Origin of the sequence: Pseudovibrio sp. W64 (genome assembly GCF_001623145.1) — a bacterium.
Classification (GTDB): domain Bacteria; phylum Pseudomonadota; class Alphaproteobacteria; order Rhizobiales; family Stappiaceae; genus Pseudovibrio.
Genome location: NZ_LMCI01000037.1, coordinates 1 through 1,486, shown reverse-complemented (window position 1 = coordinate 1,486; position 1,486 = coordinate 1). Strand labels below are relative to the sequence as shown.

At 51.3% G+C, this 1,486-nt stretch carries 2 protein-coding genes; both read right to left on the bottom strand.

Features of this window, described 5'->3' with window-relative positions:
* Window positions 1-88: 88 nt before the first annotated feature.
* Window positions 89-592: a hypothetical protein gene (locus PsW64_RS16500; protein ID WP_063304290.1), complete on the bottom strand. Its 504-nt coding sequence runs from the start codon at window positions 590-592 to the stop codon at window positions 89-91.
* A 2-nt stretch (window positions 593-594) separates the two neighbouring features.
* On the bottom strand, window positions 595-1,486 hold an 892-nt coding region (locus PsW64_RS16495), incomplete at its 5' end, for a hypothetical protein (RefSeq protein ID WP_063304289.1).

The window sequence follows — 1,486 nt, the reverse complement described above, 5'->3', positions numbered from 1 at the left end:
GATTTGGACAATAGCATTCATAACAAACTCACTGGCAAAAGAAAAAACAAAGGAAGCATAAGTATTGAGAGTGGTCTGGCGTGCTTCGTTAGGGCCTCACCTCCGGCGGTGGATACGGTTTGCCAGCAGAGGAAGACGGCGGACACAACACACCGGGAGCAACCAGTGTTTCGTCATCGCGCTGAAAGTCATTCAGGAAAGTTTGGTCACAGGAGCGGTATCCAGCTGCGATAGCCTGAGTACGGGCGTAGTCGGTGAGCACAACCCCAAGAAAGACCCCGCCAACAGCAACGGTTAAGAACACGACCGAAAAGCTTTTAACCGAGCTCTTGACCCATCTTTGGCCCCAAGGGGTAAGAGCGTAGTGGAGAACAGGAAGACAAAGCCCTCCAAGAACCCATTGGGTCTTTCCGCGTGGGACAATCAGAAGGTCCTGTGTCTGTCCGAATAAAAGAAAGATGTCAGAGAGGATGATCCAGCACAGAAAGATAACCAGACAATCCAAAAACAGCATTGCGACATGTGTCCGTTTGAGATCAGCAGCAAGCCAATTTGCGGATTTCTCAATGCGGTCAAAACACCAGTCAAACATCGCTACCTCCGGTAGATCTGGTTATACAGATCTGAACCGCCAAAGTGCCAAATGATCTCACGCTCTAGCCGGTACAAAAAACTATTGCTGCGGCGTTCAAACTCTTCCACTTTCTGGCGCATGGAAACTTGTGCTTCACGAATAATCTGCCCAGTCTCCTGAATTCCATGGGCAATTGCCTTACCCGTCCAGTACAAAGCTTGACCAAGTTTTTCCCGGATACCAAATGCCTTGTCGAGTTCGGCTAAAGCTATACCTGCGATCATTCCAACGGCTATGGCTCCTCCAGCAACTGCAAGGGCGGGAAGCGCGATCACAGTTAGTCCAGCCAGCAAACCAGCCGCCAGCGTCCCTGCAGCCAAAGCCACGGTGCCAATGGCAACATCTGTAATGATGTTAGCAAACAGCTCATGATAGAGCTTCTCATCACTCATGATGAACTGCATCACATCGAGCACTACATAACAGGTGATCATGATGACTGCGTTGGAGCGTCCAGCTGACTTAAGTGCCTCCGGGCCTATGCCAAAGGCAACGACTTTGGGAGATGTGGACAGATACCGTGTGCCCTTCAAGGTCTCACGCAAGGCGGAGTATCCCTTAAACACCACGTATGTCTTGCCGTTCACTACCTTTGTGTAATAGCGCCCCTGCAGGCCGATTTCCTTTAGGAGTGTTTGACCACCCTTCATATCGCGTAGCAGCACTGGAAGGCTCGCCAGATCCAGAGCCCCGCCGGTTGTTGCGCCAAGGCTTTGATGGGCGTCTACTACGGCTTGCGCAAAGAGCTCCATATCCATCACGACAGCTTCTTCCTGGCGTGGATTGATAAGCTCTGCTGCCAGTCTCTGCTCCGCCAGCGGATAAACCATCAGAATATCTCCTTGTGCGGCT